Here is a 26,184-nt window from a genome sequence, read left to right as displayed (position 1 = left end):
CCCCAACGCTCTGCCTTTGCCTTGGCTCCAAGGGGCGACGCCCGTCTGGAATCAGCTTGTCGAGGGTCAGAAAGATATGATCAACTGACGCCCTGACTACGGACTTGAGCCGGATACGTTGCGCTTGGAAATGGAGACTGAAATGAACCTTGCAAGACTGGCGTCAGAGGCTGCTGATCGCGGACGACCAGTCCGAGCCGGGCTGATTGGGGCGGGCAAGTTCGGCTCGATGTTTCTCAGCCAGGTGCCGACCATCGCCGGGCTCAAAGTGACGGCGATTGCCGATCTCGATCCCGCCCGCGCCCGGACCGCCTGCGCCGCCGTCGGTTGGGACGACAGCCGCATCGCCAGCACCGCCTATATCGACGATGGCGCGGCCCTTGCCGCCCGTGACGATGTCGATGTGGTCATCGAGGCCACCGGCAATCCCCGCGCCGGTATCACCCATGCGCGCGCCGCCATCGCAAACGGCAAGCACGTGGTGATGGTGAATGTCGAGGCGGACGTGCTGGCCGGTCCCACCCTCGCCGCCGAGGCGCGCGCCGCAGGCGTGGTCTATTCCATGGCTTACGGCGATCAACCGGCACTCGTGTCGGAAATGGTCGATTGGGCGCGTGCCACCGGCTTTCACGTGACAGCAGCGGGCAAGGGCACCAAATACCTGCCCGCCTATCACGCCGTGACCCCCGATGACGTCTGGTCGCATTATGGCCTGACCGCGCAAGAGGCGGCAGCAGCGGGGATGAATCCGCAAATGTTCAACTCGTTTCTCGACGGCACCAAGAGCGCCATCGAAATGGTGGCGATTGCCAATGCCTGCGGTCTCGATATCCCCGACAACGGCCTCAGCTTCCCCCCATGTGGGGTGGACGATCTGGCGCATGTGCTGCGCCCGCGTGCGGTGGGCGGGCAGTTGGACCGGCGCGGCATGGTCGAAACCGTGTCCTCGCTCGAACGCGACGGGCGGCCTGTGTTCCGTGATCTGCGCTGGGGCGTCTATGTCGTGCTCGAGGCCCCCAATGACTATGCCGCCGCCTGTTTCAAACAATACGGCCTGCCCACGGATTCCACCGGGCGTTTTGCGTCGATGTATAAACCCTTTCATCTGATCGGGCTGGAATTGTCGATTTCCGTCCTGAGCGCCGCGCTGCGCCATGAGCCCACCGGCCAAGCGCGCGAGCTGCGCGGCACCGTGGCCTCGGTCGCCAAGCGCCCGCTCACGGCGGGCGAGGTGCTGGATGGCGAGGGCGGCTATACCGTCTGGGGCAAGGCGCTGCCGCTTAGCCGGGCGGGCGCGGCCCTGCCCATCGGTCTTGCCCATGGGGTGCGCTTGACGCGCGACATCGCGGCGGGGGCGGTGGTGATGCTCGACGATGTCGATCTGTCAGGCATCGACGCGGCCACCCTCTACCGCGCCGCCATAGCGGGGTGATCGCGGCTCAGCTCTGGCTGAGATACGCGAGCATCGTGTCAGCGCCCGAGACCTTGACCGGCACGCCGTCTGGATTGTCGCGAAAACCTGGCTCGGCAAAGAGGTTTTTGATCACGCCATCTTCGACGAGCATCGAGTATCGCCAACTGCGCAGGCCCATACCGTTGCTGCTCCGGTCGACCAGCATTCCCATCTTGCGGGTGAATTCGCCATTGCCATCAGGCAGCATGAAAACATTGTTGATGTCGCGCGACGTGGCCCACTGATGCATGACAAAAGCGTCGTTCACAGACAGGCAGATCACACGGTCAATGCCCGCCCTGCGAAAGGCTTCATAGTGCTGCTCGTAGCCGGGCAGATGACTGTCCGAACATGCGGGCGTAAAGGCTCCGGGCAGAGCGAACAACACGATGCGCTGCCCCGGAAAAATATCGGCGCTGGTCAGCACTTTCCATTCGAATGGGTTTGGCCCCTCAAGCGCGTCGTTGCGAATGCGCGTGTGAAAGGTGGCGTCCGGGATGGTGGTCTGGAGTCTCATAATGGTCTTCATATCCTTGGAGGCGACAGGGTGCCGTTTAAACTCGGGTCGGCCCAACGCGCCTGTGTTCGGCATCAGCTTGTGGTGCGTGTCACGCGGTGCAGGTCACGTCTTCCATAATCTCTGGCATCCTCGTCGAACAGGGTCAAAAACGATGCCGCCCCGGCGCGATGCAAGGCATCCTTGGTCATAGGGCGCGCGCCGTGCCGCGCAGAATGCACTCCAGCGGACAGTTGATCCGGAAATGGTCCGCGTTGACCCCGGTGATCAGATCGGTGAACCGTGCGCCTGCAATCTCGCCGATGCTGCGGGCGGGGATGCGGATCGTGGTCAGACCCGGCTCCATCTCATTCGACCCTTTGAAATCGCCGATACCGATCACCGAAATATCCTCAGGAACACGCAGCCCGCAGCTTTGCGCGCCATAGATCACCCCTTGGGCAATCACATCATTGCCACACAAGAGCGCGGTCGGGCGGTGCCTGCGTTGCAAGAGCTCCTGCGCCACCTGCTTGGCCTGCGCAATGCTATAGGGCGCCTCCCATTGCCAGTCGTCGACCAGCGGCACACCTTCGGCCAGCAACCGCGCGCGCGCGCCCGAGAGGCGGGCACTGGCCCGGTCATTGCCATCGGGACGCGGAAAGACCAGCCCGATGTCGCGATGCCCAAGGCCAAGCAGATGATCGGCGGCGATGCGCCCCGCTTCGTGATTGTCCGCCCCGACACAGGGCAGCACGGAATCGGGCGCGTAATTCCACAGCGCCATCGCCGGTGTCGCCTGCTGCTGCAACAGCCGCAGACTGGCGTCAGAGTGTTCCAGCCCAACCAGCGCAATACCGTCCACCCGATGCTCCATCAGCTTGCGCATCATCGCATATTCGCGGTCGAGGTCATAGGAATGCGACGCGATGAGCAGGGTAAAACCGGCCCGGTCGATGGAATCGGAAAAGGACTGGATCACTTCGGCAAAGATCGCATGGTCGATGGTCGGCACGATCAAACCGATGGTGGCGTTGCGCCTCCCATGCATCGACTGGGCCGCGCGATTGCGAATATACCCGAGTTTCTCAACCGCACGGGTGATGCGTTTGCGGGTGGCGGGACTAACCAGTCCGGGATGATTGAAACTGCGCGACACGGTCGAAGCTGAGACGCGCGCGGCCTTTGCCACAGCAACGATATCCACTTTTTCGTTAACCTTATCAGACATATAATGCGCCATTTCAGAGATTTTATGAAAACATTTGCATTACTATTTTCATCACTTACCGTAAAAGATCAACCGACGTTCTGCGTCGGGACCGCAACGGGAGGTGCGCGTTGGAATTCATCTACTACTTCGGAGAAGTCTTCACGCCGATGGCCTTGATGCTGCTTGTGGGCGGCACGATCGGCGGGCTGATCCTTGGCGCAACCCCCGGCCTCTCGCCAACCATGGCGGTGGCCCTGCTCATTCCGTTCACCTTTCGGCTTGAACCGGCGCATGGCCTGATCCTCCTCGGGGCGGCCTATACCTCGACGGTCGCTGGCGGTGCGGTCAGCGCCATCCTGCTCAAGATCCCCGGCGCGCCCGCCAATATCGCAACCACGCTGGATGGCCATGCAATGGCGATGCAGGGGCGTGGCGCTGAGGCGCTGCAACTGTCGTTCCTATCCTCGGCTGCGGGGGGTGTTTTTGGTGTTCTTCTACTGATCTTCCTCACGCCGATGCTCGCCAAATGGGCGCTCGCCTTTGGTCCGTCGCATCTCTTCTGGCTGGCCATTCTGGGCGTGACGGTGATCGGCACACTGGATACCAATTCGGTGGTCAAGGGTCTCTTGTCCGGCTGCATGGGCATGTGGCTGGCGACCATCGGCTTTGACGATATCATGGGCGCGCAGCGCTTTATCGTGCACCCCTCACTGACCGGCGGCATCAGCATCGTACCCGCGCTGATCGGCCTTTTTGCCATCCCGCAAGTGCTGGCGATGTTCGCGCGTGGGCGTCAACCGGTGGGCAGCGATGTGATCGCGGTGCAAAAACACCCCATCGGCCGGGCCATGCGCGAGATGATCCGCCGCTGGCGCGCGCTCAGTATAGGCACGGCCATCGGCTCCATCATCGGGCTCATTCCGGGCATCGGGGGACAGATTGCCGGGCTGGTCGCCTATGATCAGGCCAAGAAATTCAGCCCCGAGCGTCAGAAATTCGGCACGGGCCATTCCGAGGGCGTGATCGCCGCCGAAAGCGCCAACAACGCCATGGTCGGCCCCTCTCTGGTGCCGCTCCTGACCCTCTCTGTGCCCGGCAGCCCGACCGCCGCAGTGCTCTTGGGCGGCTTGCTGATCCACGGAATATTTCCGGGCACCGATCTTTTTGACAATCACCCGGACGTGGCCTGGACCTTCATCAACTCGATGCTGATCGGACAGATTTTGATGTGCATCTTTGGCCTCTATGTGGCGGGTCTGGCCGCGCGGGTGGCGCAGGTGCCGCAATCTGTCATGGCGGCGGTGGTGCTGGGGCTGGCGGTCTTCGGCTCTTACTCGGTTCAGAACTCGATGGGCGATGTCTATGTGATGGCCACCTTGGGCATCGGCATGTTCTTTCTGGAACGGTTCGGTTTTACCGCCGCACCGCTCGTGCTCGGTCTCATCCTCGGACCGATTGCCGAGGCCAATTTTACCCAAGGCGCGATGATCGCCGACGCCACCGATGGCCGGTTCAGCTATTTCTTTGGCGGCACGCTGAACATCGCGCTGATCGGGATCGTGATCGCCTCGGTCGCCTATTCGGCCTGGATGGAAATCCGCCAGCGGCGTCAGGACCGCGCCGATCAGGCCGAGGAGGCACAGGCATGAGACAATGGCAGCATGTCATCCCGTCCGGGGCCATCGCCGCACTTGGCCTCTGGGTCTGCTATGTCAGCTTTACGCAGCAACCGGCACAGGCCTTCCTGTTTCCAAGGCTGATTTCCAGCGTCTTTGTCGTGCTGGCGCTCTGGACCTTTGGCCGGGCGCTCCTGGGCCTGTCGCGGGCCGGAACCGGAATTGGCCGCACGATGTTTCTCAACATCCTGCCGGGGCTGATCGTGGCGGTGATCTACATCTTTTGGGCGGCAGAGGTGCTCGGGTTCTATAGCGGCAGCGCACTCGCCTTTTTCGCGCTGCTCAGCCTCTATGACCCGGCCCCCCATGACGCGGCCAAAAGCTGGCTTCGCCGGATCATGATCACGGTCGGATTCATCCTCGTGATGTATCTGCTCTTTGCCAAGCTGCTCAGCGTGTTCACGCCACGCGGCCTGTTTTTCTAAGTCCGCCGGAGCGATCCGGATAATCAAGAACCAAGGGAGGAGAAGACCATGACCAAAATACTCAGAGGGCTGGCAACGGCCCTTATGCTCGCGGCAGCCCCCGCTGTGGCACAAGATTACCCGGACCGCCCCGTGATGATGATGGTCAGCTATGGCGCAGGCGGCGCCACTGATTTTCAGGCTCGGATCGTCACCATGACTGCAGGCAATGAGGATATGCTTGGTCAGCCCATTGCCATCATCAACAAGCCCGGCGCAGGCGGGCGTGTCGGCTGGAACTGGCTGGCAACACAGGCCGAGGCGGATGGTTATGCCCTTGGCGTCTATAACATCCCGCATTTCATTGCCCAGTCGATTGAGGGCGGCGTCGATTATGGCGCGGACAGTTTTGAACCGATTGCCAATTGGGGGGCGGACCCGGCAGTTTTCATCGTGGGCGCGGACAGCGACTTCAACTCGATGCAGGATGTGGTGGCTTGGGCCAAGGAGAACCCCGGCAAGCTGACCTTCTCCGGGGCTGGCCTCTTCGTAGGCCACCACATCGCAGCCCTGCAACTCGAAGCAGCCGCCGAGGTCAAACTGGCCTATATCCCCAATAATTCCGGTGGTGCGGGTGCCATGAAGGCCGTCATAGCCGGCGAGGTGATGGGCGGTGTCAACAATCTCTCGGACGCGTATCGCGCGGCCAACGCAGGCAACGTCAAGATCCTTGGCGTCTTCGACACCGAGCGCAGCACCTTCCTGCCCGATGTTCCCACCTTGCAAGAGGCGGGCTATGACATCGACAATTCGAGCGTGAACTATCGCGGCATCATGGTGCCCAAAGGCACGCCGCAAGAGGTCATCGACAAGCTGGCCCAGGTTGTGCCGACCATGTTCGCCGATCCCGGCGTAGCCAAGCAGATGGAGGCAGGCGGGTCGCCGATGAAGATCATGACCCGTGACGAGGTGATCGAGATGTGGGCCGCTCGCCAAGAAACCCTCGATAAACTCTTGTCTGGCCTTTGATCCCAATACGCGGATCCACCATGCAGGGCGGCCCGCCCGCCCTGCATAAACTCCAGAGGAACAGATGATGACTGCATCCGACGAACTCGCCGCTGTCGAACAGATCATGGCCCGCGCGAAGGCTGCTCAACGCGCCTATGAGGCAGGCGGGTCGCAAGAGCGCTATGACCGGGCGGCGCAGGCCGTGGCTTGGGCGATCATGGAACCTGCACGCAACCGCGCCTTGGCGGAACTGTCGGTGGCTACGACCGGCATTGGCAATGTGCCAGACAAGATCACCAAGAACCACCGCAAGACCCTTGGCCTCATGCGCGATATTGCTGGGGCCAGAACCTTTGGCGTGATCCGCGATGATCCTGCCACCGGCATCACCGAAATCGCGCGCCCCATCGGGGTGATTGGCGCTGTGGTGCCCTCGACCAACCCCGGCGCGACACCTGCGAACAACATCATCAACGCCCTCAAATGCGGCAATGCCATCGTGCTCTCACCCTCACCCAAAGGGGTGCCGACCTGCGCGCGCTTGCTCGAACATATCCATTCCGAATTCGCCAAAATCGGCGCTGATCCCGATCTGGTCCAGATGGTGCCCGCGCCCGGGTCCAAGGCCAAGACTCAACGCATGCTGGAATTGTCCGATCTGGTCGTCGTCACTGGCAGTCAGGACAATGTGCGCCGCGCCTATACCTGCGGCACCCCCGCGATTGGCGTGGGCGCAGGCAATGTCACCGTGATCGTCGATGAAACCGCCGATCTGACCGCCACCGCAGCCAAGATCGCGGCGTCCAAGACCTTCGATAACGCGACCTCTTGCTCATCTGAGAATGCCGTCGTGGTGGTGGATGCGATTTATGACGCCTTTGTCGCGGCACTGGCCCGCGAGGGCGGCGCACTGGTTCCCGAGGCGGACTCGGCGGACATCGTGGCGCGTCTTTGGCCCGACGGCCATCTCAGCCGCGCGGTGATCGCCCAGGATGCCGACCGCATGATCAACGCCCTTGGCCTCACGGGACGCGTGTCGCAAGGCACGCGCTTTGTCGCGGTGGAAACGCGTGGCATCGGTCCAGAGCATCCGCTCTCAGGCGAAAAACTGAGCCTCGTGCTGGCCCTCTATCGGGCCTCTGATTTCGCGGAGGCAACCCATATTGTTGCGCGCATCCTCACCCATCAAGGGGCCGGTCATTCCGTTGGTCTGCACAGCACCCAAGATGCCCGCGCCCGCCATCTGGGTGCCGCCTTGCCAACCTGCCGGGTGATCGTCAATCAGGCGCATTGCTTTGCCACGGGGGGCGCGTTCAACAACGGCTTGCCCTTTTCGCTGTCGATGGGGTGCGGCAGCTGGGGCGGCAATTCCATCGACGACAACCTCAACTGGCGGCATTTCCTGCAAACCACCAAGATCGTGCGGGAAATCTCGCCCAGAGAGCCGACGCTCGACGAGATTTTCGGCGACTACTGGCAGGTGGCCGGACAATGAGGCTGCGGCGCGACACGCCGCCCGAGGGCACGCTGCGCGACTGGATCGACGCCCGCGCCGAGGCCGGTGGCCCGGCCATGTCCTTTCCCGATGAGAGCACGGCAATCGACTGGCCCGAATTGCGCGCCCGCGCCCAGTCGATTGCGGCGCTGTTGACCGCCAAAGGCGCCCTACATGGCGAGAGCGTGGCGATCCTGCAACCCAACGGGCAGGCGGCGATCGAGGCGCTCTACGGTGCCCTCTACGGCGGATTTCGCGCCACCATGATCAACCTTGTCGCCGGAGCCGAGGCGATTGGCTATGCGCTCGAGCATTCCGGCGCGCGGGTGGCTTTGGTGCATCCCGCGCAGCACGCGATGTTCCAACGGGTCACGTCCCGCGACACCATCACCGCACTCGACATGACCGAACAGATGCCCTGCAACGGCCTGCATCCGGTCGCACCCGGTGACCATGCGCTCCTGATGTATACCTCGGGCACCACGGGGCGACCCAAGGGGGTTGTGCATACGCAATCAAGCCTCTTGGCCGGGGGATGGACCACGACCATCGCCCACGACCTCTCGGCCAAGGATACCGGGCTCTGCGTTCTGCCGGTCTATCATATCAACGGGCTTTGTGTGTCCGTCATGGGATCGCTCGTATCAGGGGGGCAACTGGCGATGTGTGGGCGGTTTTCTGCCAGCCGGTTCTGGGCTCAGGCCGCCGAGACGCGCGCAACGTGGTTCTCGGTCGTGCCCACCATCATCTCGCACCTCTTGCATGGCGACACCGCGCCCGATCCCGAGACCCGCGCGCGCCTGCGGTTTGGCCGCTCCGCCTCATCGCCTTTGCCGGTCGAGGTGCACACGGCCTTTGAGGCGCGGTTCGATGTGCCCATCATCGAAACCATGGGCCTGACCGAGACATCGGCGCAAATCCTCTCAAACCCCTTGCCGCCCGCCGCCCGCAAGATCGGCTCGCCGGGGATCGCCTATGGCAATCAGGCCCAAGTGGCGGGGCCAGACATGCGCCCATTGCCTCCGGGCCAAGAGGGTGAGATTATCGTCAAAGGCCCGAATGTGATGCTGGAATACCTGCGCAATCCCGAGGCCACGCGCGACAGCTTCACCCCTGATGGCTGGCTGCGCACCGGTGATCTCGGGTGCAAGGACGCCGAGGGGTATTTCTATGTCACCGGCCGGCTCAAGGAGCTGATCATCAAGGGCGGCGAAAACATCGCCCCCCGCGAGATTGACGAGGTGCTCTACGCCCACCCTGACGTGGTCGAGGCCGCGGCCTTCTCCCGCCCCTGTCCGCAGTACGGTGAACGGGTCGAGGCGGCGGTTGCGGTCACTCCCGGATCTGCCCTGACATCGGATGATCTGATGCAACTGTGCAAGGACAGACTTGGTGCGTTCAAATGCCCGGACCGCATCTATTTTCTCGACGAGTTGCCCAAAGGGCCCTCCGGCAAGATCCAGCGGGTCAAACTCAAGGATCTGCTCAACCCGGAACTTGAACGAAACCCATGAGCTTGGCCGCCGCCGCACAGCGCGACCAGCTTTGATCTTCCAAACGGCTTGATCTGGTCGGAAAACTTTGACACCCTTGAATTGCAGTCATTTTCCTCGGAAAATATTGGCTATCTTTGCGGCGGAAAAGGGCAGGAACTGGCATGAGCGGATTACTGGCCCTGTTCGACGACGTTGCGGCCATCGCAAAGCTTGCGGCGTCGCAGCTTGATGATGTCGCCGCGCAAGCCAGCAAAGCCGGAACAAAGGCCGCAGGCGTCGTTATTGATGACGCGGCCGTAACGCCGAAATATGTGACAGGGCTACCCGCCGCGCGCGAACTGCCCATCGTGTGGAAGATCGCGCGGGCGTCCTTTTTCAACAAATTGGTGATCCTGCTGCCCGTGGCCTTGCTCTTGGACGCCTTCCTGCCGTGGCTTTTGACACCGCTCTTGATGATCGGCGGTGCCTATCTCTGTTTTGAGGGGGCGGAAAAGGTTTGGCATCTGATCGTCCCGCACAAGGATCACGGTCCCCAAGAAGCAACGACACTTGAGGCCGCACATTTGGAAGAGCAGCGGGTCAAAGGGGCCATCAAGACCGATTTCATCCTGTCAGCCGAAATTATGACAATCTCGTTGTCTCAGATCGAGATCGACACATTGTGGATACAGGCCGCCGCATTGGCGGCGGTGGCCATCGGGATCACGGCACTGGTCTATGGGGCGGTGGCCTTACTGGTCAAGGCCGATGATCTTGGCATTCTGCTCACGGCCAAAGGCCGGTTTGCCCTGACTCGGTCCTTGGGGCGCGGAATTGTCAAATCAATGCCCGCGGTGATGGTGGTGATCGCGACAATCGGCACGGTTGCGATGCTCTGGGTCGGTGGCAGTATCATCGTCCACGGGGTGCATGACCTAGGCTGGCATCTGCCCTATGAGCAGATCAAGCACATCGCAATGGCCGCTTCTGAGGCTATTGGCTCTGCCCAAGGATTCGTGACCTGGGCTGTGACCGCTGGGCTCGACGGTGTTGTCGGTCTGGCAACCGGATTGGTGCTGATCCCAATCGTGAACCGCGCCGTGGTGCCGGTCACGGGATGGCTCTTTCCTGAAAAGACATGACCCTCCAATCCCGACCCAACAGGGATCGTCTGTCTCAGAGGTCAACTCTTGCGTTTGATATGAAAATCAAAGCCCTTCCACTCGCGACCGTAGCCGTCGAAAATCGGTGAAGGCGGCACCATCTCACAGGGGGGATCGTTGCGCATAGGTTCGAGTGGCGGCAGGGTCCAATCCGGCGGGACGTGTTCAACTTGCCCGGACCCAAGCCCGTCTTCGACCAGAAATCGCCGCAGGTTGACGAGAGCGCTGCCAGAGGCGGCGAACCCGTAGAGGGTTTCGCCAGTGTTCGAAACGATCTCTATGCCCGCGCGCAGGTCGCGCGTCACGCCCCCTAGACAAAACACCCATGTCTCTCATGTGCGCCCGGCCACGCAAGAGCAGCAGAACGCCGGATCAAGATCGTCGGGGCACTCGGGACGCTCAATCTCGTCAAACAGCAAGGGCGACGCCAGATCGTCGAGGTGCCGCTTGGCGGTCCTGATCTGGCTTGATGCAATGACACCCTTCAATGTCTCGGCTCAGACGACGTTGCCGAACGGGACTCGGGCGTGTGGACGTGCGATTTCTCTGATGGTCTTCTTTGGCGGAATGTTGCGCGGATCACTCGTTTCGGGACGGATTGCAGCGTCACCATCCCCCCCGACCGCGCGCCTTGCGGCAATGGTTGGCCGCGGACTCGCGGCCGTCACAACACACCGATATCCGCCAGCGCGGCAGAGAGGGCAGGGGGCAGTTTGTCATCCGTGGCCCGCGCGGTTCCAAGATCGGGCGGCGCATCCGGTCCCGGCAGATAGCGCCAGCCCTGAAAGGGGCGTTTCTGCGCGGTGGCGGTGCGGATGAGCGCCGGTTCGAGCACGATGGCGCAGCGGCGGATTCCGTCGCTGCCCGTCACCTCATCCAGCCGCAGGATCGGCTGACGGCATTGCACCAGCCCCTGAATGACCCAGTAGATCGAGCCGCCGCTCAGCAATTCAGCCTCGCGCTTCGGCCACATGCGGGTGACATGGCGTGGCAGGCCATCCGGCCCCTTGGCGCGGGGATCTTTGTGCCAGTCCTCCAGATCCTCGACCGAGGTGGTGCCAACGCTCAGTTTGATCAGATGCAGGGCCATGGCAAAGAATCTCCATTTCGAGCAGATAGGGTAGTGGAAATGCAGGCAGCTTCAAGCTATTGTGGTTCTCTGCCTGAATTTGGAGAGACCCGTGAGCCGATTTGCCGCCCCGATTGCCGAACAGATCTGGAACATGAAATATCGTTTCAAGACCGAAGACGGTGGCGATGCCAGTGTCGAGGACAGCTGGCGACGGATTGCCCGCGCGCTGGCCGTGCTCGAGGCAGAGCCGCAGGTCTGGGAAGATCGGTTCTTCCACGCTCTCGAAGATTTCAAATTCCTGCCCGCAGGTCGGATCACCGCCGGTGCCGGAACCGCGCGCAAAGTGACGTTGTTCAACTGTTTCGTCATGGGCACGGTCCCCGACGACATGGGCGGCATTTTCGACAACCTGCGCGAAGCGGCACTCACCATGCAGCAGGGCGGCGGCATCGGCTATGATTTCAGCACGATCCGGCCCAAAGGGGCCGAGGTCAAGGGCGTGTCGGCGGATGCAAGCGGGCCGCTCAGCTTTATGGATGTGTGGGACGCAATGTGTCGCACGATCATGTCGGCAGGCAGCCGCCGGGGCGCGATGATGGCCACGATGCGCTGTGACCATCCCGACATCGAGGCCTTTATCGCCGCGAAATCCGATCCGGCGCGCCTGCGGATGTTCAACCTGTCGGTCTTGATCACCGATGCCTTCATGGAGGCGGTCAAGGCGGATGGCCCATGGGATCTGGTCTTCGGGGGCCGCGTCTATCACACCGTGCAGGCGCGTGATCTCTGGAACCGGATCATGCAGGCTACCTATGATTATGCCGAACCGGGCGTGATCTTCATCGACCGCATCAACGCCGCCAACAACCTGAGCTATTGCGAGACCATCGCGGCGACCAATCCGTGCGTGACCGCCGAGACTTGGGTCATGACCGATGAAGGCGCGCGGCAAGTCAGTGCATTGCTTGACCGACCGTTCCGGGCTGTGGTGAATGGCATAGCCTATGACAGCGGCGAACATGGGTTCTTCTGCACTGGACTAAAGCCGGTCAAGCGGCTGAGCACGGCTTGCGGGCGTCACCTGCGGCTCACGGCTGACCATCTTGTGCGCAAAGTGGTTGGGAAAACCCGCTGGCGGCAGGAGGTGGAATGGGTGCCTGCCGGTGATCTGCGCCCGGGCGACGAGGTCGTGTTGCACGATCACCGCACCGCCATGATGCAGACCCGCCCCGAGGATGAACGCGGCTATCTGCTGGGCCTGCTGATCGGAGACGGGGTGATCCGCGATGATAAAACGCTGATCTCGGTCTGGCCGCAGGAGGAATGTATCGGCGCGCAACCGCTTGGCCATTCGGTCATGGACAGGGTCGAGGCGCTGCTTCGGGATTTGCCGCACCGCGCCGACTTTGCCGGTTGGCAAAAGGTTGAAGGGCGCGGCGAGTACCGGATCGGTACGGCGGCGCTGACCGCACTGGCGGCGGAATACGGGCTGACGCGCGGGCGCAAGACAATCACCCCCGAGATTGAAGGCGCGGAGACTGCCGGTTTTGGGGCTGCCGTGCTGCGCGGTTTGTTCGATGCCGATGGCTCGGTTCAGGGGGCGCAGGAAAAGGGCGTGTCGGTCCGTCTGGCGCAAAGCGATCTGGCCTTGCTGCAGGCCGCGCAACGGATGCTGGCCCGGCTGGGCATGAACGCGGTGATCTATGAAAACCGTCGCGAAGCGGGTCGGGCGTTTTTGCCGGATGGCAAGGGCGGGCAAGCGCATTTTGAGACGAAGGCGCAGCATGAGCTGGTGATCAGCGGCGAAAACCTGGCCACCTATCAGGAGCGCATCGGCTTTACGGATGTGGCCAAGGCGCGGCGGCTGGCCGTGGCCCTGAGCGGCTACAAACGGGCGCTGAATCGCGAGAGGTTCAGCGCCGTGGTCGCGGATGTCGTGGATGACGGCATGGCCGAAGTGTTTGATGTGCAGGTGCCGGGCGTCAATGCCTTCGACGCCAATGGGGTCTATGTTCACAATTGCGGCGAACAGCCCCTGCCGCCCTATGGCGCGTGCCTCTTGGGCTCGATCAATCTTGCGCGGCTGGTGGTCGAACCGTTTGCAACTGGCGCGCGGGTGGATGCGGCGGCGTTGGACGATCTCGTGCGCGTGGCCGTGCGCATGATGGATAATGTCGTGGATGTCAGCGGCTTTCCCTTGCCCGCGCAGGCCGCCGAGGCGCAGGCCAAGCGGCGAATTGGGTTGGGCGTGACTGGCCTTGCCGATGCGCTCCTGATGGTCGGGCTGCGCTATGGATCGGACGAGGCTGTGCAGCAGACCGAGGCGTGGCTCCATGCCATCGCGCGGGCGGCCTATCTGGCCTCCGTCGATCTGGCCCGCGAAAAAGGCGCGTTTCCGCTTTTTGACCGCGACGCCTATCTGGCCTCCGGCACAATGCAGGCAATGGACGAGGATGTGCGCGCCGCCGTGGCCGCGCACGGCATTCGCAACGCTTTGCTGACCAGCATCGCGCCCACCGGGACCATCAGCCTCTATGCCGGCAATGTCAGTTCCGGGATCGAGCCGGTCTTTGCCTATAGCTACACCCGCAAGGTGCTGCAAAAGGATGGCAGCCGCACCGAGGAAGAGGTGGTCGATTACGCCGTGCAGATGTGGCGCGACCGGATGGGCCATGCCCCTTTGCCCAGCTATTTTGTCAACGCCCAGACCCTGCCGCCCGAGGATCACGTCAAGATGCAGGCGGCGGCGCAGAAATGGGTGGACAGCAGCATCTCCAAAACCATCAACTGCCCCGAGGATATTTCCTTTGAGGCGTTCAAGAATGTGTATCTTCAGGCTTGGGATCTGGGCTGCAAGGGCTGTACCACCTACCGGCCCAACGATGTGACAGGATCGGTGCTGAGCGTATCAGAGACGTCCGACAAGGTGCCCGGCGAGACGCGCGGCGATATCCCCGTCACCGGCGGCGAGGTGGTCTATATGTCCGAACCGCTCGACCGGCCCAAGGAATTGGAAGGGGCCACTTACAAATTGAAATGGCCCGACAGCAACCATGCGATCTACGTCACCGTCAATGACATCGTGCTGAACGGTCATCGGCGACCCTTCGAGGTCTTCATCAACTCGAAGAACATGGAGCATTACGCCTGGACCGTTGCGCTGACACGGATGATCTCAGCGGTATTCCGGCGCGGCGGCGATGTGTCCTTTGTGGTGGAGGAACTGAAGGCTGTGTTCGATCCCCGTGGTGGCGCATGGATGCAGGGCAAATACGTGCCCAGCATTCTGGCCGCCATCGGTGGTGTGCTGGAGCAACATTTGGTGCAGATCGGATTCCTTGAGGGCGAAGGCATGGGCCTGAAACAAGACCCTCAGGCGCAGATCGTTGGCATCGACGGAGCCCGCAAAGGCCCCGCTTGCCCCGCCTGCGGCCAATACGACATGCGCATGATTGAAGGTTGCATGACCTGTGGCAGTTGTGGCCACAGCAAATGCTCCGGATGATCAGCGCACCGTTTCGCACCCCCGTCTCAACCGGGCTCAACGCAGGCGGCGCTGACACGTGTCATTTGCAATTCACTCAAAAAGTCTGTATAACTAACTGAATAAACAAGAATATCCGGGCAGGGTTAGAGAGTGTCTCCATGACAAGACCGATGCATAGAGCATTGATCGACTTCGTTCGACCCCTGTTCAGGCGGCCGCGTCGGCTTCAGGTCGCGGCACTCTGCTATCGTGAGCACGATGGGCACAAAGAGGTGTTGCTGATCACATCGCGCGGCACGGGCCGCTGGATTATCCCCAAAGGATGGCCAATCGACGGTAAGGATGCGCCCGGTGCGGCCTTGCAAGAGGCATGGGAAGAGGCGGGCGTTCGGTCCGGCCGCGTGACGAGCGAGGCCGTGGGGATCTATTGCTATGAAAAGGAACTCTCCACAGGACTGCCCGTGCCTGTGGAAACTCTGGTTTTCGCGATCGAGGTGACCCAGATGCAAGAGGACTATCCCGAAGTCGCCGAACGCCGCCGCAAATGGGTCAGCCCCAGCGAAGCCGCACAGATGGTGCAAGAGCCGCAATTGCAGCAAATCCTGCGTGATTTGTAACGATTTTGTTTCAGTTTTGTGACGAAATCGGTTGATGCCGAGGGCGAGGTTCCCTATGCCCGCTCCGAGCCATTCACCGAGGGGCAAGCTGTGAGCGAGACGCAAAACGACGCCAACCATCTTGAAACCCTCGACCGGGATCTCCAGCGGTTCTCGCATCTGGAAACAGCAACGCAATATGTCGCCCGTCCGATGGTGGCACCCGGCATCGCGCTGGCCTTCATCGTTGTAACAGGCCTCGCGGCAGCGGTCTTCTTTGGCGCGTTTCCGATCAACTTTGTGGTGATCGCGGCGGCGGTCTTCGGGGCCTATATGGCGCTGAACATCGGGGCCAATGACGTGGCCAACAATATGGGCCCCGCAGTGGGTGCCAACGCGCTGACCCTTGGTGGGGCGATTACGATTGCGGCGATTTTCGAAACTCTCGGCGCACTGCTCGCGGGCGGCGATGTGGTCTCGACCATTTCCAGTGGCATCATCGACCCTATGACCGTCGCCGATGCACAGGTCTTTATCTGGGCGATGATGGCGGCGCTGATTTCAGCGGCTCTTTGGATCAACCTTGCCACATGGATCGGCGCACCTGTCTCGACCACGCATTCCGTGGTCGGTGGGGTGATGGGCTCCGGGATTGCCGCCGCCGGATTGTCCGCCGTGAACTGGACCACGATGAGCGCGATTGCGGCGTCTTGGGTGATTTCGCCGGTGCTTGGCGGTGTGATTGCGGCGCTTTTCCTTGCGCTGATCAAATCGCGGGTCATTTACCGAGACGACAAGATTGCCGCCGCGCGTTTCTGGGTGCCGATCCTGATCGGGATCATGGTCGGGGCATTCTCAACCTATCTGGCGCTGAAAGGGCTGAGCCGGGTCGTCAAGATCGACCTTGGCACCGCGGCTACGGTCGGTCTGGTGCTGGGTGTGATCGCATGGATCGTGACCATCCCGTTGATCAAACGGCAGTCACAGGGGCTGGAAAATCGCAACAAATCCCTCAAGCGGCTCTTCGGCGTGCCATTGGTCATTTCAGCAGCTCTTCTGAGCTTTGCGCATGGAGCCAATGACGTCGCGAATGCCGTGGGCCCGCTGGCGGCCATTGTCCATGCCGCCGAGTTTGGCACCATCTCGGCAAAGGTGTCGATCCCGCTTTGGGTGATGATTGTTGGCGCGTTCGGAATCTCCTTTGGTCTCTTCCTCTTCGGCCCCAAACTCATTCGCATGGTCGGGTCGCAGATCACCAAACTGAACCCGATGCGCGCCTATTGTGTGGCCCTGTCGGCCGCAGTCACTGTCATTGTCGCAAGTTGGCTTGGCCTGCCGGTCTCTTCGACCCATATCGCGGTCGGTGGGGTGTTCGGCGTCGGCTTCTTTCGTGAATGGGATGCGGAACGCCGCTTGCGCAATAACAAGATCACGACTCAACCCGAGTTGCGCATCGCGCCCGAAGAGCGGCGGCGGCGCAAACTGGTGCGCAGATCGCATTTCATGACGATTATCGCGGCTTGGGTGATCACGGTTCCTGCTGCGGCATTGATTTCGGCGCTGGTGTTTCTCGCGTTGAACAGCCTGCCCGTCTAAGGCAATCTCAGAACACGGTGTCAGACGTCTTCGCTGCGTGATTGCGCCAAACAATCCGCAACCGCGCTGCGCAGGACGTTGGACGATAGCCCCCAGCCGACGCGCCATCGCCGCACACGTCGCTTTCACCCGCTCTTGATCCCCCGCGACGGCATCGTTCGTTGCAGACGCACCCCGGACCGTTGATCCTGAACCCATCAGAGAATCTCGTCTGAAAGGATCAGTTTGATGCGTCCTCTCCTGCCGCTTCTCGCCACAACTACCCTTGCCGTTGCTGCGCCCGCCACGGCCGAAACCCCGCCAACGGCGTTTCAACAGCCCGTTCTCATCACCTTTGACGCCCCAAATGATACGCCCACCGCCAGCCTCTCGACCCAGAGCCGCCCGACGCTCAGCAGTTCCGCCAATTGGACCGGCTTTTACATCGGCGGTCAGCTTGGCGTGGGTGTTGTCGATAGCGACATCTCCAGCAACGACGAGGATTTCATCGGCGGTGTCACCTTTGGCTATGACCATGATTTCGGTCGTTGGGTGCTCGGAGGGGCGCTGGATTACGACTTCGCCGACATCAACGCGGGTCCCGGCACCTCGATCGAGGAAATCTTTCGCGTCAAACTGCGCGGTGGTCCCAAGATCGGCAACGGCCTGCTCTATGGCGCGGCCGGTTGGGCCAACGCCGATACAGACACCGCCGGACGCGATGATGGCTGGTTCATCGGTGCGGGCTACGAATACCTCGTCTCCAGTCAGTTTTCCGTGGGCGGCGAAGTGCTCTATCACGAGTTCGACAACTTCAACTCGACCGGCATCGATGTCGAGGCCACCACGATACAGGTCCGCGCCACTTTCCGCTTCTGATCGGCAGGGTCGCGCGGTCAATCGGGCGGGCGCGTCCTCCAGCGCGTCCGCCTACATCCCTTCAAGGGGCGCTGTAGAGGTATTCAACAGAGGGTTGCGTTTTCAACACATTGCCCTGCAAAAATCCGCCGAAAACTCTTTATTATCAGCATTTCCTTGCCACTTGCAGGCGTATGAGCCGGTTGACGCGGTGGTATCCTTGTCCGGCAAGGCAAGAGAACCGATATGTTTCGAGACGGAAGCAACCGTTTGTCTCCGGGCCGCCTCTCCTCCCTCGGCTCGGCCGACATAAACTGATCGAAAGGAAACCAAGATGCTGAAAACAACCACAGCGCTCATGACCGCAACCACCCTGCTGGCTGCCCCGGCCTTCGCTGGCAACGTGCAAGAGCCCGTCGCCGAGCCCGTAATCGCGACCCCCGTTGCGCCCCCGGCCCCGACCAGCCCAAACTGGACCGGTTTCTACGGTGGTGGCCAGATTGGCTACGGTGATGTTGACACCAGCGCAGCCGGCGTCGAAGGCGACGGTCTGATTGGTGGTGTGATCGCCGGTTACGATTATGACTTCGGTAACAACTGGGTGGTCGGCGCAGGCCTCGACTATGACTTCGCCGACATCGACCTCGGCGGCGCAGCGTCGCTCGAAGAAGTCTTCCGTGCCAAGGCGCGCGCCGGTTACAAGATCGGCAACGGTCTGCTCTACGGGACCGGCGGCTACGCTTGGGCGGACACCGATACGTTCGGTGATGATGACGGCTATTTCGTCGGCGCAGGCTACGAGCACATGGTCACCGAAAACGTCTCGCTCGGTGGTGAGGTGCTCTATCACCAGTTCGACGATTTCGGCACGTCGGGTGCAGATGTTGATGCGACCACTGTTCAGGCGCGGGCGTCTTTCCGCTTCTGAGCCCGGTCCGACACCAAAGGTAGAGGGCGACCCATTGGGTCGCCCTTTCTCGTCCCGCACGACCGTACGGTGAGACCGCACAAACGTACGTTGCCATTAAACTTCAGTCCAGATCGAGCCGCTGTTTCAACGCCTTCAGCGTGTGCCGGTCGGTGGCCTCCATCGGGGCCACCCGAGACTTGAAGAGTGTCGCCTGTGATTTCAAGATCAGGCCATCTTCCAATATTTTCAAATGGTTAGCCCGCAGCGTGTCACCGGTCGATGTGATATCCGCAATCGCCTCGGCGGTCTCATTCTTGACCGTGCCCTCGGTGGCGCCCTGACTGTCCACCAGCTGATAATCCGCCACCCCGTTTTCACGCAGGAAATCCCGCACCAAACGATGATATTTCGTGGCAATTCTCAAACGAAATCCGTGCTTTAGCCGGAACGCGGCGGCGGCTGCATCAAGGTCGTCCAAGTGGCTCACATCCACCCAACACCGCGGCACAGCAAGCACCAGATCGGCCTGCCCAAACCCCAGTTCCGCCAGTTCCGCCACCTGATTTTGCCATTGTCCCAGCTTTTCCCGGATCAGGTCCGTTCCCGTAACGCCCAAATGAATACGTCCGGCGGCCAGTTCGCGTGGAATCTCCCCTGCGGACAAAAGGATTAACTCAACATTATCAATGCCTTGAACAAATCCCGCATATTCACGATCCGATCCGGACCGCCCCAGCGTGATGCCGTGTCTGGCGAACCAGTCAAAGGTTTTTTCCATCAACCGCCCCTTGGACGGCACTCCGAGTTTCAGGGTCATGCCGCACCCCCAAGGTTCAGAACCAACCCCGGACGGATCACCCCACCCACTGCCGGAATCTCGCGGCCCCGACCCAACTGCCGGGTTAGCGCATCATAGCGTCCGCCAGTGGCGATAGGGGGCAGGTCAGGCCGATTTTCTGCATAGAAACCAAAGACAAAGCCGTCATAGTATTCCATCTGCGTGCGTCCATAACTGGCCTCGAAATCCAGTTTCGTGATGTCGATTCCGCGCTCTGTCATCGCCTCCAGACGTCGCCCCAGACGGTCTACAGCCCCTTGGATCGCGGGCATGTCCACCGCAATGTCGCGCAGCCGCTCTAGCGCGTTGTCGCTGGTTTCGCGCACCGCAAGAATGGCATCCAACAACTGCACTTCAGAGGCAGAGATCGGCCCCGCCGTCGCATCCTCGCGTAACGCATTGATTCGGTTTGCTATTTCATCCGGCCCTCGCAGCCCGATCAGGGGTTCGATCCCGGCCATTGGCTCTGCCGCCGCCAAGAGCGCGGTGCGTGGTTCGGGCACCACAGCCCGCCCCGAGAACCGATCCATCAAGGCTCGAAACCGTCGTGGTCGCCAGATGTGCCGCCTCAGGGCCGCCTTGCGCCGATCCGTGGTGCGCAGCCCTTCTACAGCAGCCATCAATATCCCGATATCCCCCGTCGCCGCGCGCAAACCAAGTGGACGCAGGATGTTGAAAAACATAGAGAAAACCTCTGTGTCCGCCGCTTCTGGCGCATTGCGCTCAAAGATTTCATAGCCGACTTGGATATACTCATTGGCCCGTTGAGCGTCCTCTTCCTGACGCCGAAAAACCTCGCCGGAATAGGTATAGCGCGCAGGTTCCGCCCCATGCTCCATATGCATCTGCACCACAGGCACGGTGAAGTCGGGGCGCAGCATCTGCTCCCCCCGCAGCGCGTCCGAGGTCACATAGGCCCGCGCGCGGATATCCTCGCCGTAGAGGTCCAACAGCACCTCTGCGGGTTGCAGGACAGAGGTTTCGACAGGCAATGCACCTGCCGCCTCAAACAGAGCACGCAGACGCGCGGCCTCGGCCCGGATCGCGGCACGCTCCGGCATCACCCGCGCTCCGCCAGAATTTCACGCACCTTTTCAACGAGTTGCGCGCGAGGCACTTCATATTGGCTGGGCCGTTCTTTCCATTCCTCAACCGTCGCATTTTCGGCAATCTGCGCCCCAAGGATCAGGTCCTTGATCTGCACCACGCCTTTCTCGAATTCATCACCCCCGGCAATAACGGCCACCGGAGCGCCGCGCCGGTCAGCATATTTCATCTGATTGCCGAAATTCTTGGGGTTGCCGAGGTAGACCTCGGCGCGAATACCCGCCTGACGCAACGCGCCGACCATGGCCTGATAATCTGCCATCCGGTCTCGGTCCATCACGGTCACAACCACCGGACCACGCTCCGCGCCACCGATCTTGCCCTTGGCATGCAGCGCGGCAAGCAGACGGTCAACGCCGATGGAAACACCGACGGCCGGCACCTGCTGCCCGGTAAAGCGCGCGACGAGATCGTCATACCGCCCGCCACCGGCGACTGAGCCAAACTGGCGGGGACGACCTTTTTCATCAACGATTTCAAACGTTAACTCCGCCTCGAACACCGGGCCGGTATAATAGCCAAGGCCGCGCACGACAGAGGGGTCGATCACGATCCGGTCGGGGCCGTAGCCTTGGGCCTCCAGCAGCGTGGCGATTTCTTCGAGCTCGTTGACGCCCTGAGTGCCAATCTCCGAGCCGCCCACCGCTGCGCGCAGGTTAGACAAGGTTTCAGGGGCATCGCAGCCCTTCGATGTCAGAAAAGCCAGCACGGGTGCCGCGTGGTCATCCGACAAGCCCACACCATCAATATAGGCCCCAGACGCATCCAGCCGCCCCTTGCCCAACAACTCGCGCACGCCGCTTTCGCCCACCTTGTCGAACTTGTCGATGGTGCGCAGGACGGCGGCCTGTTGGTCAGGTTCAGTGACGCCCGTCGCCTCCAGAACCCCATTCAGCACTTTGCGGTTATTCACCCGCACCACATAGTCGCCGCGCTCGATCCCCACCTCTTCCAGCGCATCGGCCAGCATCGCGCAGATCTCGGCATCCGCCGCCATCGACGCTGTCCCCACCGTATCCGCATCGCATTGATAAAACTGACGAAACCGGCCCGGTCCCGGCTTTTCATTGCGCCAGACCGGCCCCATCGCATAGCGCCGATAAGGCGTCGGCAGATCGTTGCGGTGCTGAGCATAAACGCGGGCCAATGGCGCGGTCAGATCATAGCGCAGCGCCAGCCATTTCTCGTCCTCGTCCTGCCAGGCAAAGACCCCCTCATTGGGTCGATCCACATCGGGCAGGAACTTGCCCAAGGCTTCGACTGTCTCCACAGCACTCGATTCCAGGGCATCAAACCCATACCGATGATAGACGCCGGCAATCGCATTCAGCATCGCGGCGCGCGTCGTGACCTCGGCGCCGAAATAATCGCGAAAACCCTTGGGCGTTTCGGCCTTGGGGCGGGGCTCTTTTTTGGGCTTGGCCATGGCATGCGTCCTTGCGGCATCTGTCGTGGCGCGGTCTAGCCCAAGGGCCGCGCCGGGGCAAGGCGGCTGCGCGATTGACCGTGAGCGCATCCGCGCGTAATGCCATGCCATGACCGATATCGAAGAAAAACTGGCCCACCTGATCCGCACGGTCGATGACCTGTCGGATGTCATCGCACGCCAAGACCGCGAGATTGACTGCCTGCGCCTGCGGGTCGAAATGCTGCTCGCACGCGAAGCGGCGAGGCAGGGCGAGAGCGACGGCGGCGTGATCCTAGGCGACGAGCGCCCGCCGCATTATTAGATTTCTTCCACCATCACCACGCCGGTCAGGGTCTTGATTGCCCCCTTGATCTGCGGCGTCACCGGATATTCCGCGCCGCTGTCGATCTCGACCTCACCGGGCAGGCCTGCCCCCATCAGGCAGAAATGGATCGGACCGGGGCGCGCCCCGCGCGCGGATTGGCTGGCCCCCTGCAACACCGCAGCGACCGAACCAATCGCCCCCGGCTGATCCACGAAAATCCGCAGGCCCACCGCGCCAGCCCCTGCCACCATCCCATCAATCGGTTGTACGGCACGACAGAGAAGTTTCAACTGATCGGCTTCCATCGTGGCCTCGGCGGTGATTACCACCTGTGCGCCCGTCTCGAGAAACTCGCGGCACTTCTCAAGCGTATCCGAGAATATCGTCACCTCGAAGCTGCCGGTGGTATCGCTGAGCTGCGCAAAGGCAAATCGGTTGCCGCGCGCCGATTTCCGCTCTTGTCGCCCGGCGACAACGCCGGCCATCTTGACCAGTGCCGGACCGCGTTCGGCCTGCGCTGTCACCTCGTCCAGTGTCTTGACGTCCTGCCGCCGCAGCACAGTCATGTAGTCGTCAAGCGGATGCCCCGAGAGGTAAAAGCCCACGGCCTTGAATTCCTCGGTCAGTCGTTCGGCGGGCAGCCAATCGTCAACGGGCGCAAGGCGCGGCTCGGGTAGATCATCTCCCGCCTCGCCAAAGAGCGAGACCTGATTGGAATTCTTCTGCTCGTGGATCGCCGCTGAATAGCTCATCAGCGCCTCGATACTCTCGAACACGCGGCGGCGGTTGCGGTCGAGCGAATCAAACGCCCCGGCGCGCGCCAGCATTTCGAGCGGGCGCTTGCCCACCCGCTTGAGATCGACCCGCTGCGCCACATCGTAGAGCGTAGCAAAGGACCGGTCGCTCCGTCCTGCCGTGATCAGCTTCATCGCCTCAACACCCACATTCTTGAGCGCGCCAAGCGCGTAGTGCAGCACGCCATCCCGCACGTCGAACGTGGCCTCGGAGTGGTTGACGCAGGGCCCGGCCCAATCCAGACCCAGCCCCTTTTTCACCTCTTGAAAATATACCGCCAGCTTGTCGGTCAGGTGGATATCGCAATTCATCACACCGGCCATGAACTCGACCGGGTGATTGGCCTTGAGCCAGGCAGTCTGATAGCTGACCACCGCATAGGCCGCCGCGTGGGATTTGTTGAACCCGTAGTTGGCGAACTTCTCAAGCAAGTCAAAGACTTCACTGGCCTTTTTCTTGTTGACCCCGTTCTCCATCGCGCCCTTTTCGAATTTCGGGCGCTCCTTGGCCATCTCTTCGGCGATCTTCTTGCCCATGGCGCGGCGCAAAAGGTCAGCACCGCCAAGGGAATAGCCCGCCATCACCTGCGCGATCTGCATCACCTGTTCCTGATAGACGATGATGCCTTGGGTTTCCTCTAGGATATAGTCAATCGACGGGTGGATCGATTCGAGCTCTTTGAGGCCATTCTTTACCTCGCAATAGGTCGGGATATTCTCCATCGGACCGGGGCGGTAGAGCGCCACAAGGGCCACGATATCCTCGATGCAGGTCGGCTTCATGCGCTTGAGCGCATCCATCATGCCGCTGGATTCCACCTGGAACACCGCAACCGTCTTGGCACTGGCATATAGCCGGTAGGATTTTTCGTCATCAAGCGGGATTGCACCGATGTCGAATTCAAACCCCTTGGGAGGCTGGTATAACTCGGTTCCATCCGCCGCTACATTCAGAGGACGGCCCGTCTTGCGGATCATGTCGACCGCGTTCTGGATCACGGTCAGGGTCTTGAGGCCAAGAAAATCGAATTTGACCAGCCCCGCCTGCTCCACCCATTTCATGTTGAATTGCGTGGCAGGCATGTCCGAACGCGGGTCTTGATAGATCGGCACCAGTTCATCGAGTGGCCGGTCGCCAATCACAACACCTGCGGCATGTGTTGAGGCATTGCGCAACAGCCCCTCAACCTGTTGGGCATAGGTCAGGAGGCGGTCAACAACCTCTTCGTTCTTGGCCTCTTCGCGCAGACGCGGCTCGTCGGCCAAGGCCTTTTCGATGCTCACCGGTTTGACGCCTTCGACCGGGATCATCTTGGACAGGCGGTCCACCTGCCCATAGGGCATTTGCAACACGCGGCCGATGTCGCGCACGGCAGCCTTGGACAAGAGGGCCCCAAAGGTGATGATCTGGCCCACCCGGTCACGACCATATTTTTCCTGCACGTATTGGATCACCTCCTCGCGGCGATCCATGCAAAAGTCGATGTCAAAGTCGGGCATGCTAACCCGCTCCGGATTCAGGAACCGCTCAAAGAGCAGGCTGTAACGCAGCGGATCAAGGTCGGTGATGGTCAGCGCATAGGCCACCAGACTGCCCGCGCCCGAGCCACGACCCGGACCGACTGGAATATCGTGATCCTTGGCCCATTTGATGAAATCGGCCACGATCAGGAAATAGCCGGGAAAGCCCATGCCCTCGATGATGCCAAGCTCGAATTCGAGCCGTTTCTCATATTCCTCAACTGGGGCGGCATGGGGGATTACGGCCAAGCGTGACTGGAGTCCGGCGCGCGCCTGCCGACGCAATTCCTCGACCTCGTCATCGGCGAACTTTGGCAGAATTGGATCACGCTTATAGCAACCAAAGGCGCAGCGCTTGGCAATCTCGACAGAATTCTCCAACGCTTCTGGCAGGTCGGCAAAGAGGGCGGCCATTTCGTCCTGGCTTTTGAAGTAGTGCTGTGGGGTCAAGCGACGGCGCGGCGCGCTTTGATCGACATAGGCGCCATCAGCCACGCAAAGCATCGCATCATGCGCCTCATACATGTCCGATTTTGGGAAATAGACATCGTTGGTAGCGACAAGCGGCAGACCCATCGCATAGGCCATCTCTATGTGCCCCCGCTCTGTCAAACGCTCAGCCTCCGGCGCACCGCCGTCGCTGGGGTGACGCTGCAACTCGACATAGAGCCGGTCGCCGAACGCCCGCATCAAACGCTGCATCAGCGCCTCCGCCCCTGGACGCTGGCCAGCCTGCAAGAGACGCCCCACCGGACCATCTGGTCCGCCGCTCAGGCAGATCACACCTTCGGCATGGCGCTCCAATTCGCTCAGCGTCACATGCGGCAGACTGCCGTCGCCGCGCAGGTAGAGGCACGAGTTGAGCTTCATCAGGTTCTCATAGCCGCGCTCGTTCTGCCCAAGCAGGACCAGAGGCGCTGGTGGCTTTGTGCGTTCACCAGGCGCGAGCGCTATGTAGTCCAGATCGATCTGACAGCCCATGATCGGCTGCACGCCTGCCCCTTGCGCGCTGACTGAAAACTCCAGTGCGGCAAACATGTTGTTGGTGTCGGTGACGGCAACGGCGGGCATGCCTGCCGCTGCACAGAGGCTTGGCAGCTTTTTCAGCCGTATCGCCCCTTCGAGCAAGGAGTATTCGGTATGCACGCGGAGGTGAATGAATCGGGGACTGGTGCTCATGTCGTCACCCTAGCGCCGGGTGCGGTTGAACAAAAGACTTGCCAAACCATCCGCCCCCCGCTTTCATCGAGAAAAGACATAGCAAGCCCGCCGCCTTCTACGCCGCATCGAAGGTCAGGCAGCATGGG

Annotated in this window: 22 protein-coding genes and 1 pseudogene; 14 read left to right on the top strand and 9 right to left on the bottom strand. The window is 61.4% G+C overall.

Features of this window, described 5'->3' with window-relative positions:
* The first annotated feature begins 142 nt into the window (after window positions 1–142).
* Window positions 143–1,432, top strand: coding sequence for a Gfo/Idh/MocA family oxidoreductase (locus VR71_RS05165; protein WP_045681809.1), 1,290 nt, complete (start codon window positions 143–145; stop codon window positions 1,430–1,432).
* 7 nt (window positions 1,433–1,439) lie between these two features.
* On the opposite strand, the gene VR71_RS05160 is transcribed toward VR71_RS05165, so the two are convergent.
* Entirely contained in the window at window positions 1,440–1,970 is a 531-nt protein-coding gene (locus tag VR71_RS05160) for a peroxiredoxin (RefSeq protein ID WP_296429885.1), read from the bottom strand.
* Between the two features lie 187 nt (window positions 1,971–2,157).
* On the bottom strand, window positions 2,158–3,180 hold the full coding sequence (locus VR71_RS05155; RefSeq protein ID WP_045681936.1) for a LacI family DNA-binding transcriptional regulator: 1,023 nt from the start codon (window positions 3,178–3,180) through the stop codon (window positions 2,158–2,160).
* Between the two features lie 110 nt (window positions 3,181–3,290).
* On the opposite strand from VR71_RS05155, the gene VR71_RS05150 reads away from it, so the two are divergent.
* The 6 genes from VR71_RS05150 to VR71_RS05125 all read left to right on the top strand — a co-directional run bounded on the left by VR71_RS05150 (window position 3,291) and on the right by VR71_RS05125 (window position 10,365).
* Complete coding sequence (locus VR71_RS05150; protein ID WP_045681808.1) at window positions 3,291–4,811, top strand: tripartite tricarboxylate transporter permease; 1,521 nt, start codon at window positions 3,291–3,293, stop codon at window positions 4,809–4,811.
* Entirely contained in the window at window positions 4,808–5,263 is a 456-nt protein-coding gene (locus VR71_RS05145) for a tripartite tricarboxylate transporter TctB family protein (RefSeq protein ID WP_045681807.1), read from the top strand. The genes VR71_RS05150 and VR71_RS05145 overlap by 4 nt, the downstream gene beginning before the upstream one ends.
* 48 nt (window positions 5,264–5,311) lie before the next feature.
* Window positions 5,312–6,271, top strand: a complete 960-nt coding sequence (locus VR71_RS05140; protein WP_040650331.1) for a tripartite tricarboxylate transporter substrate binding protein — start codon at window positions 5,312–5,314, stop codon at window positions 6,269–6,271.
* Between the two features lie 67 nt (window positions 6,272–6,338).
* Complete coding sequence (locus VR71_RS05135; RefSeq protein WP_045681934.1) at window positions 6,339–7,748, top strand: aldehyde dehydrogenase family protein; 1,410 nt, start codon at window positions 6,339–6,341, stop codon at window positions 7,746–7,748.
* Entirely contained in the window at window positions 7,745–9,262 is a 1,518-nt protein-coding gene (locus tag VR71_RS05130) for an AMP-binding protein (RefSeq protein ID WP_045681803.1), read from the top strand. Before VR71_RS05135 ends, VR71_RS05130 begins: the two co-directional genes overlap by 4 nt.
* Before the next feature lie 143 nt (window positions 9,263–9,405).
* Entirely contained in the window at window positions 9,406–10,365 is a 960-nt protein-coding gene (locus VR71_RS05125; RefSeq protein ID WP_045681801.1) for a DUF808 domain-containing protein, read from the top strand.
* Between the two features lie 41 nt (window positions 10,366–10,406).
* Here VR71_RS05125 and VR71_RS05120 read toward each other — a convergent pair whose 3' ends face one another.
* Together VR71_RS05120 and VR71_RS24665 are read right to left on the bottom strand one after the other, a co-directional pair.
* Window positions 10,407–10,709, bottom strand: a complete 303-nt coding sequence (locus tag VR71_RS05120; RefSeq protein ID WP_296429883.1) for a hypothetical protein — start codon at window positions 10,707–10,709, stop codon at window positions 10,407–10,409.
* Window positions 10,710–10,718: 9 nt separating this feature from the next.
* The gene (locus tag VR71_RS24665) at window positions 10,719–10,874 is read right to left on the bottom strand and encodes a hypothetical protein (RefSeq protein ID WP_198134928.1); all 156 of its coding nucleotides are present in this window, start codon (window positions 10,872–10,874) and stop codon (window positions 10,719–10,721) included.
* Between VR71_RS24665 and VR71_RS25530 the strand changes: the two are divergent.
* A pseudogene (locus VR71_RS25530) lies at window positions 10,861–11,007 on the top strand (hypothetical protein); the annotation flags it as partial. The gene VR71_RS24665 and the pseudogene VR71_RS25530 sit on opposite strands and share 14 nt — an antisense overlap.
* A 43-nt stretch (window positions 11,008–11,050) precedes the next feature.
* Here the strand turns inward: VR71_RS25530 and VR71_RS05115 are convergent.
* Window positions 11,051–11,476, bottom strand: coding sequence for a DUF1489 domain-containing protein (locus VR71_RS05115; protein WP_045681795.1), 426 nt, complete (start codon window positions 11,474–11,476; stop codon window positions 11,051–11,053).
* Between the two features lie 91 nt (window positions 11,477–11,567).
* Between VR71_RS05115 and VR71_RS05110 the strand changes: the two genes are divergently transcribed.
* The 5 genes from VR71_RS05110 to VR71_RS05090 all read left to right on the top strand — a co-directional run bounded on the left by VR71_RS05110 (window position 11,568) and on the right by VR71_RS05090 (window position 18,902).
* Window positions 11,568–14,963 carry an LAGLIDADG family homing endonuclease gene (locus tag VR71_RS05110; RefSeq protein WP_045681793.1) on the top strand — a complete coding sequence of 1,132 codons (3,396 nt, stop codon included), beginning with the start codon at window positions 11,568–11,570 and terminating at the stop codon, window positions 14,961–14,963.
* A gap of 140 nt (window positions 14,964–15,103) precedes the next feature.
* On the top strand, window positions 15,104–15,562 hold the full coding sequence (locus tag VR71_RS05105; RefSeq protein WP_045681791.1) for an NUDIX hydrolase: 459 nt from the start codon (window positions 15,104–15,106) through the stop codon (window positions 15,560–15,562).
* A gap of 18 nt (window positions 15,563–15,580) precedes the next feature.
* Window positions 15,581–17,137 carry an inorganic phosphate transporter gene (locus VR71_RS05100; protein ID WP_296429882.1) on the top strand — a complete coding sequence of 519 codons (1,557 nt, stop codon included), beginning with the start codon at window positions 15,581–15,583 and terminating at the stop codon, window positions 17,135–17,137.
* Between the two features lie 228 nt (window positions 17,138–17,365).
* The gene (locus VR71_RS05095) at window positions 17,366–17,995 is read left to right on the top strand and encodes a porin family protein (protein WP_009816267.1); all 630 of its coding nucleotides are present in this window, start codon (window positions 17,366–17,368) and stop codon (window positions 17,993–17,995) included.
* Window positions 17,996–18,308: 313 nt separating this feature from the next.
* Complete coding sequence (locus VR71_RS05090) at window positions 18,309–18,902, top strand: outer membrane beta-barrel protein (RefSeq protein ID WP_045681789.1); 594 nt, start codon at window positions 18,309–18,311, stop codon at window positions 18,900–18,902.
* Window positions 18,903–19,005: 103 nt separating this feature from the next.
* On the opposite strand, the gene hisG is transcribed toward VR71_RS05090, so the two are convergent.
* Genes hisG through hisS form a run of 3 tightly spaced genes read right to left on the bottom strand, consistent with a single transcriptional unit; the run spans window position 19,006 to window position 22,255 of the window.
* On the bottom strand, window positions 19,006–19,701 hold the full coding sequence (gene hisG, locus VR71_RS05085) for an ATP phosphoribosyltransferase (protein ID WP_045681787.1): 696 nt from the start codon (window positions 19,699–19,701) through the stop codon (window positions 19,006–19,008).
* The gene (locus VR71_RS05080; RefSeq protein ID WP_045681781.1) at window positions 19,698–20,783 is read right to left on the bottom strand and encodes an ATP phosphoribosyltransferase regulatory subunit; all 1,086 of its coding nucleotides are present in this window, start codon (window positions 20,781–20,783) and stop codon (window positions 19,698–19,700) included. Before VR71_RS05080 ends, hisG begins: the two co-directional genes overlap by 4 nt.
* The gene (hisS, locus tag VR71_RS05075; protein ID WP_045681779.1) at window positions 20,783–22,255 is read right to left on the bottom strand and encodes a histidine--tRNA ligase; all 1,473 of its coding nucleotides are present in this window, start codon (window positions 22,253–22,255) and stop codon (window positions 20,783–20,785) included. Before hisS ends, VR71_RS05080 begins: the two co-directional genes overlap by 1 nt.
* A gap of 109 nt (window positions 22,256–22,364) precedes the next feature.
* Between hisS and VR71_RS05070 the strand changes: the two genes are divergently transcribed.
* Entirely contained in the window at window positions 22,365–22,559 is a 195-nt protein-coding gene (locus tag VR71_RS05070; RefSeq protein ID WP_045681777.1) for a SlyX family protein, read from the top strand.
* On the opposite strand, the gene dnaE is transcribed toward VR71_RS05070, so the two are convergent.
* Window positions 22,556–26,056: a DNA polymerase III subunit alpha gene (dnaE, locus tag VR71_RS05065; RefSeq protein ID WP_045681776.1), complete on the bottom strand. Its 3,501-nt coding sequence runs from the start codon at window positions 26,054–26,056 to the stop codon at window positions 22,556–22,558. The two genes, VR71_RS05070 and dnaE, sit on opposite strands and share 4 nt — an antisense overlap.
* Window positions 26,057–26,184: the final 128 nt, after the last annotated feature.

This window comes from Roseovarius sp. BRH_c41, from assembly GCF_000961715.1.
Classification (GTDB): Bacteria; Pseudomonadota; Alphaproteobacteria; order Rhodobacterales; family Rhodobacteraceae; genus Roseovarius.
This window is presented reverse-complemented; position numbering and strand designations above follow the sequence as displayed.

What these genes read in the sequence shown, in the direction of transcription:
- VR71_RS05145 (WP_045681807.1), top strand. Translation starts at nt 4,808, where the DNA reads ATGAGACAATGGCAGCATGTCATCCCGTCCGGGGCCATCGCCGCACTT.
- VR71_RS05130 (WP_045681803.1), top strand. Translation starts at nt 7,745, where the DNA reads ATGAGGCTGCGGCGCGACACGCCGCCCGAGGGCACGCTGCGCGACTGG.
- VR71_RS05155 (WP_045681936.1), bottom strand. Translation starts at nt 3,180, where the DNA reads ATGTCTGATAAGGTTAACGAAAAAGTGGATATCGTTGCTGTGGCAAAG.
- VR71_RS05090 (WP_045681789.1), top strand. Translation starts at nt 18,309, where the DNA reads ATGCTGAAAACAACCACAGCGCTCATGACCGCAACCACCCTGCTGGCT.
- hisS (WP_045681779.1), bottom strand. Translation starts at nt 22,255, where the DNA reads ATGGCCAAGCCCAAAAAAGAGCCCCGCCCCAAGGCCGAAACGCCCAAG.
- VR71_RS05070 (WP_045681777.1), top strand. Translation starts at nt 22,365, where the DNA reads ATGACCGATATCGAAGAAAAACTGGCCCACCTGATCCGCACGGTCGAT.
- hisG (WP_045681787.1), bottom strand. Translation starts at nt 19,701, where the DNA reads ATGACCCTGAAACTCGGAGTGCCGTCCAAGGGGCGGTTGATGGAAAAA.
- VR71_RS05105 (WP_045681791.1), top strand. Translation starts at nt 15,104, where the DNA reads ATGACAAGACCGATGCATAGAGCATTGATCGACTTCGTTCGACCCCTG.
- VR71_RS05115 (WP_045681795.1), bottom strand. Translation starts at nt 11,476, where the DNA reads ATGGCCCTGCATCTGATCAAACTGAGCGTTGGCACCACCTCGGTCGAG.
- VR71_RS05125 (WP_045681801.1), top strand. Translation starts at nt 9,406, where the DNA reads ATGAGCGGATTACTGGCCCTGTTCGACGACGTTGCGGCCATCGCAAAG.
- VR71_RS05080 (WP_045681781.1), bottom strand. Translation starts at nt 20,783, where the DNA reads ATGCCGGAGCGTGCCGCGATCCGGGCCGAGGCCGCGCGTCTGCGTGCT.
- VR71_RS05140 (WP_040650331.1), top strand. Translation starts at nt 5,312, where the DNA reads ATGACCAAAATACTCAGAGGGCTGGCAACGGCCCTTATGCTCGCGGCA.
- VR71_RS05095 (WP_009816267.1), top strand. Translation starts at nt 17,366, where the DNA reads ATGCGTCCTCTCCTGCCGCTTCTCGCCACAACTACCCTTGCCGTTGCT.
- VR71_RS05165 (WP_045681809.1), top strand. Translation starts at nt 143, where the DNA reads ATGAACCTTGCAAGACTGGCGTCAGAGGCTGCTGATCGCGGACGACCA.
- dnaE (WP_045681776.1), bottom strand. Translation starts at nt 26,056, where the DNA reads ATGAGCACCAGTCCCCGATTCATTCACCTCCGCGTGCATACCGAATAC.
- VR71_RS05135 (WP_045681934.1), top strand. Translation starts at nt 6,339, where the DNA reads ATGACTGCATCCGACGAACTCGCCGCTGTCGAACAGATCATGGCCCGC.
- VR71_RS05160 (WP_296429885.1), bottom strand. Translation starts at nt 1,970, where the DNA reads ATGAGACTCCAGACCACCATCCCGGACGCCACCTTTCACACGCGCATT.